General features: G+C 37.2%; 2 protein-coding genes. One reads left to right on the top strand and one right to left on the bottom strand.

The features are described from left to right. Nucleotides 1-609 (bottom strand): FMN-dependent NADH-azoreductase (locus tag AACU95_RS01635; protein WP_161737153.1); only part of this gene is annotated, 609 nt, incomplete at its 3' end. A 221-nt stretch (nt 610-830) separates the two neighbouring features. Here AACU95_RS01635 and hrpA point away from each other — a divergent pair. Next, complete coding sequence (gene hrpA / locus AACU95_RS01630; RefSeq protein ID WP_141192335.1) at nt 831-4,727, top strand: ATP-dependent RNA helicase HrpA; 3,897 nt, start codon at nt 831-833, stop codon at nt 4,725-4,727. Nucleotides 4,728-5,273: the final 546 nt, after the last annotated feature.

Raw genomic sequence — 5,273 nt, 5'->3', positions numbered from 1 at the left:
TATTTCTTTATTAATTATTAAATCTATTTCTTTTTGTGCTTGAGCATGTGACTGCTGTGCATATTCTTCGCCTAGCGCAGTCCCCTCGGTGAGAATAAACTGTACATTATTAATACCAATAAATGATAAAAATTGTGTTAGATATGGAATGATTAAATCAGAGGGTTGTCCTTTATGGATCCCACCACGACTCGTTAATACAATAACTTGCTTATCTTCAAGTAATCCGACTGACCCTGTTTCAGTATATTTAAAAGTTTCGCCTGCACGCGCAATAAAATCAATATAGTGTTTTAATTGAGAAGGGATGGAGAAATTATACATAGGCGCCGTGATCACAATAATATCATGTGTTTTTAATTCATTAATTAATGTATCAGAGAGTGCTCTAGCGGCTTTTTGTTGTTCTGATAACATAGCCGTATCTTTGCCAAAAGCAAATAATGTGGCTTGATCTAAAACGGGAATGGGATCTTTTGCCAGATCACGTAGGGTAATGAGATCATTTTGATGATGTTTTTGCCAATTTTCTATTAGATAGTCCGCCATTTTATTGCTGTGTGAGTAATTTTCTAAAATACTGGATTTTAGTACAAGAAGCTTGTTCATTTTATTCTCTCGGTAAATATCTGTTATGTTTATATAGACAAAATTTTATCTTATCTGAAAAATTTCACACCATAATCGTTTGAATATGCTATTCAAATTTATTGATTATATATATTCATAGAATAAGAAAATTCATCAACCCTTTATGTGCAAATTGGCTGTTGTGATATCATGGCAACAATATTATTGGGTTAAATAAACCTCAAAAAGGATAACAAAAGGTGGCACTATCATCTGCGATGCTCTACAAAGAGGTAGAGCAACTCTCGTTGCGGGATCAGCAACGATTGAGAAAACGCTTACGTGGCGTTGATAAAATAAGTAAAGAAACGTCGAAACACGCGGTATTAAGCGAGATTGAGCAGGATATTATTGTTGCAAAACAGCGTATATTAAATCGACAAGCTCACTGTCCTAAAATTGTTTATCCAGAAAACTTGCCTGTTAGCCAGAAAAAAGAGGCTATCTACAATGCAATCAAAGATAACCAAGTGGTTATTATTGCAGGGGAAACGGGATCGGGTAAAACAACTCAGATCCCGAAAATTTGTCTCGAATTAGGGCGAGGCGTAAAAGGTTATATTGGGCATACGCAGCCTCGACGTTTAGCTGCACGCTCTGTCGCAGAGCGAATTGCTCATGAATTAAACACAACATTAGGTGAGTCTGTCGGTTATAAAGTTCGTTTTAGTGATCATGTTGGTGATAACACGCTAGTTAAGTTAATGACTGACGGGATTTTATTAGCTGAACTACAACAAGATAAGCTGTTATTACAATATGATACTATTATTATCGATGAAGCCCATGAACGTAGCTTAAATATTGACTTTATTCTTGGTTATTTAAAGCAGCTTTTACCCAAACGCCCAGATTTAAAAGTGATTATTACTTCTGCCACTATCGATCCTGAGCGTTTCTCTAAGCATTTTAATCAAGCTCCTATTATTGAGGTATCTGGCCGAACTTATCCGGTCGAAGTGCGCTATCGTCCTATTGGTGGTGATGCTTTGGATAGTGATAAGGATATGACTGAGGGCATTATTGATGCAATTGACGAGTTAAGTCGAGAAAGTGCGGGTGATATTCTTATTTTTATGAGCGGTGAGCGCGAGATAAGGGATACCGCAGAGGCATTAAATAAATTACAACTACGTCATACCGAAGTTTTACCACTATTTGCTCGTCTTTCTAATAGTGAACAAAACCGGATATTTCAGCCTCATACCGGAAGACGCATCATATTGGCAACCAATGTTGCCGAAACTTCTCTTACGGTACCTGGCATTAAATATGTGATTGATACGGGTTATGCACGTATTAGTCGATACAGTTATCGAACCAAAGTTCAGCGCTTACCCATAGAGCCTATCTCTCAAGCTTCTGCGGATCAGAGAAAAGGGCGTTGCGGTCGTGTTTCTGATGGTATTTGTATTCGTCTTTATTCTGAAGATGATTTTATTTCCCGTGCGCAATTTACCGATCCTGAAATACTAAGAACCAATCTTGCTTCGGTTATTTTACAAATGACCTCGATAGGATTAGGGGATATTAGCGGATTTCCTTTTGTACAAGCGCCCGATAAACGCAATATACAAGATGGTGTACGCTTATTAGAAGAGCTGGGTGCCTTACAAGAGGGTACTGATAATAAAGGTGCTTATCGTTTGACGCCGATGGGGAAACAATTAGCTCAGCTTCCTATCGATCCAAGATTAGCGAGAATGGTTCTTGAAGCACGCAAATATGGTGCAGTTAGAGAATTAATGGTGATCACATCGGCGCTTTCTATTCAAGATCCTCGTGAAAGACCGATGGACAAGCAACAAGCATCAGATGAAAAACATCGTCGTTTCCAAGATAAAGATTCAGATTTTCTTTCATTACTCAATTTATGGGACTATTTAAAAACTCAGCAGAAAGAGTTGAGTCACTCTCAGTTTCGGAAACACTGTCGCCAAGAGTTTTTAAACTTTATGCGAGTTAGGGAATGGCAAGATGTCTATACGCAACTACGCCAAGTTGTGAAGGAATTAGGTTTTCCAATTAATAGCCAACCGGCCGATTTTAAAAGTATTCATGTGGCTTTATTAAGTGGGCTATTATCACATATCGGACAAAAAGATAGCGATAAGCAAGAGTTTACTGGCGCGAGAAATGCGCGTTTTGCTATTTATCCCGGCTCTGGGTTATTTAAAAAACCGCCAAAATGGACCATGGTGGCAGAATTAGTCGAAACATCACGGTTATGGGGGCGCATTGCTGCACGCATTGAAGCGGAATGGATTGAACCTATCGCGACCCACTTAGTTAAATATCACTATAGTGAGCCTCATTGGTCAAAAGCACAGGGTGCGGTAATGGCTAATGAAAAAGTCACCTTATATGGTTTACCTATTGTGGCCTCACGATTAGTAAATTATGGCAAAATTGATCCACTATTATGTCGAGAGTTATTTATTCGCCATGCGTTGGTAGAGGGCGATTGGCAAACTCGGCATGCTTTTTTCCGTGAAAATTTAAAATTACGTACCGAGGTTGAAGAGCTAGAGCATAAATCACGTCGTCGCGATATTTTAGTAGATGATGAAACGCTGTTTACATTCTACGATCAACGAATACCACAAGATGTTATCTCTACCCGCCATTTTGATAAATGGTGGAAAATAGCGCAAAAGAATTCACCTGATTTGCTGAGCTTTGAAAAAAGCATGCTTATCAAAGAAGATGCTAAACGTGTTAGTGCATTAGATTATCCAAATTATTGGCATCAAGATAATTTAAAATTACGCTTAACTTATCAGTTTGAGCCAGGTACAGCAGCAGATGGCGTCACTGTCCATATTCCATTACCGATTTTAAATCAGGTTAAAGATGAAGGTTTTGATTGGCAAATTCCGGGTATTCGTCATGAATTAGTCGTTGCCTTAATAAAATCATTACCTAAACCTATACGTCGTAATTTTGTTCCTGCGCCTAACTACGCTTCAGCTTTTTTAGAACGAGTGGTTACCCCTGAAGGTGAATTACTCGATAAATTAGAAAAAGAGCTACGTAGAATGACCGGCGTTACGGTCGAACGTGATAGTTGGCAACTTGAGCAAGTGGCCGATCACTTAAAAATGACTTTTCGAGTTGTTGGTGACAACAATAAAACCCTTGCGGAAGGAAAAGATCTTAATCAGTTAAAAGCACGTTTAAAGGACAAAGTTCAAGAAACATTATCAGCGGTAGCAGATGATGGTATTGAGCAGCAAGATTTACATATTTGGAGTTTTGGTGACTTGCCACAACGCTACGAACAAAAGCGTGGTAGCTATTCAGTTAAAGCCTATCCGGCATTAGTGGATGAAAAGAATAGTGTTGGTATCAAGCTATTTGAAACAGAAACAGAGCAACAAGCGGCAATGTGGCAGGGGATAAGACGGTTATTACTACTTAATATTCCTTCACCCATTAAATACTTGCATGAAAAATTGCCTAATAAAGCAAAATTAGGTCTTTATTTTAATCCTTATGGCAAGGTGCTAGATCTGATTGATGACTGTATCGCTTGTGGGGTTGATAAACTCATTGCTTCTTATGGGGGATTAATATGGCAAGAAGAGCAATACCAAAAACTCCAAGATTATGTCCGTGCTGAATTAAACGATGTTGTTGTCGAAATTGCTAAACAAGTTGAGTCTATTTTAACTCAAGTATTTGCGATTAATAAACGCTTAAAAGGGCGGGTTGATATTAGTGTCGCTTTTGCATTATCTGATATTAAAGCACAACTTAATCAATTAGTTTTCCCCGGATTTGTCACATCCCATGGCTGGAAACGTCTTGCGGATATTCCTCGCTATCTCAGTGCCATTGAAAAACGTATGGAGAAATTAGCGATTGATCCTAACCGTGATAGAGCACAAATGAGCCGAGTTGAAAATGTCATTTTGCAGTGGCAACAGTGGTTAGCTAAGTTAACCGAGAAGCAAAAACAACAAGAAGAGGTACAAAATATTCGTTGGATGATAGAGGAATTAAGAGTGAGTTTATTTGCTCAACAGATAGGAACGCCTTATCCCATCTCTGATAAACGCATCTTACAAGCTATTGAGTCTATCTCATTAAGTTAAAGCTGATAGATAAACCCACAATGGTGAGTTATGGCCATTGTGGGTTTATATACTACTATTATTGATAATGTACTGAAATGGTAAATTGATCATTAATATTGTCAGCTAAAACCACTTTATTACTGTCTAAGATAAAAGATGTTATTGCGCTATTTTTTATTGAAATGGCAGTGTTCTTTTTAATATTCAATATTCTATTAGCGTTTTTTATTATTGATGGACAATTTGATATCTTCAATATAACTTCTTGGTTCTCTTTTGATTTATTATCATCCATTATGTATTCACAGCTAGTTTCATAGATATAATAAGCATTTACAGAAAACACAGGTAGTAATATTAATAACATGATAATAGGAGTTAAATGTTTTTTCATAGGGGAAATAAATTATTTATATTCTAAGTTTACATTAATTTGTGATGTTACCTTGCCAGGCAAGATGTTTTCACTCATTTTCACATAACCTACTGAAAAAGGAAAAGTATATTCCGTCGAAGGTGTTCTATGAACGCTATTATAAATAACATTACCTAAATAATATTTAT

The sequence above is a fragment of the Proteus sp. G4415 genome, assembly GCF_963896075.1.
GTDB classification, from domain to species: Bacteria; Pseudomonadota; Gammaproteobacteria; order Enterobacterales; family Enterobacteriaceae; genus Proteus; species Proteus mirabilis.
Note: the sequence above shows the minus strand (reverse complement) of the source record. Positions and strands in the feature narration are given on the sequence as shown.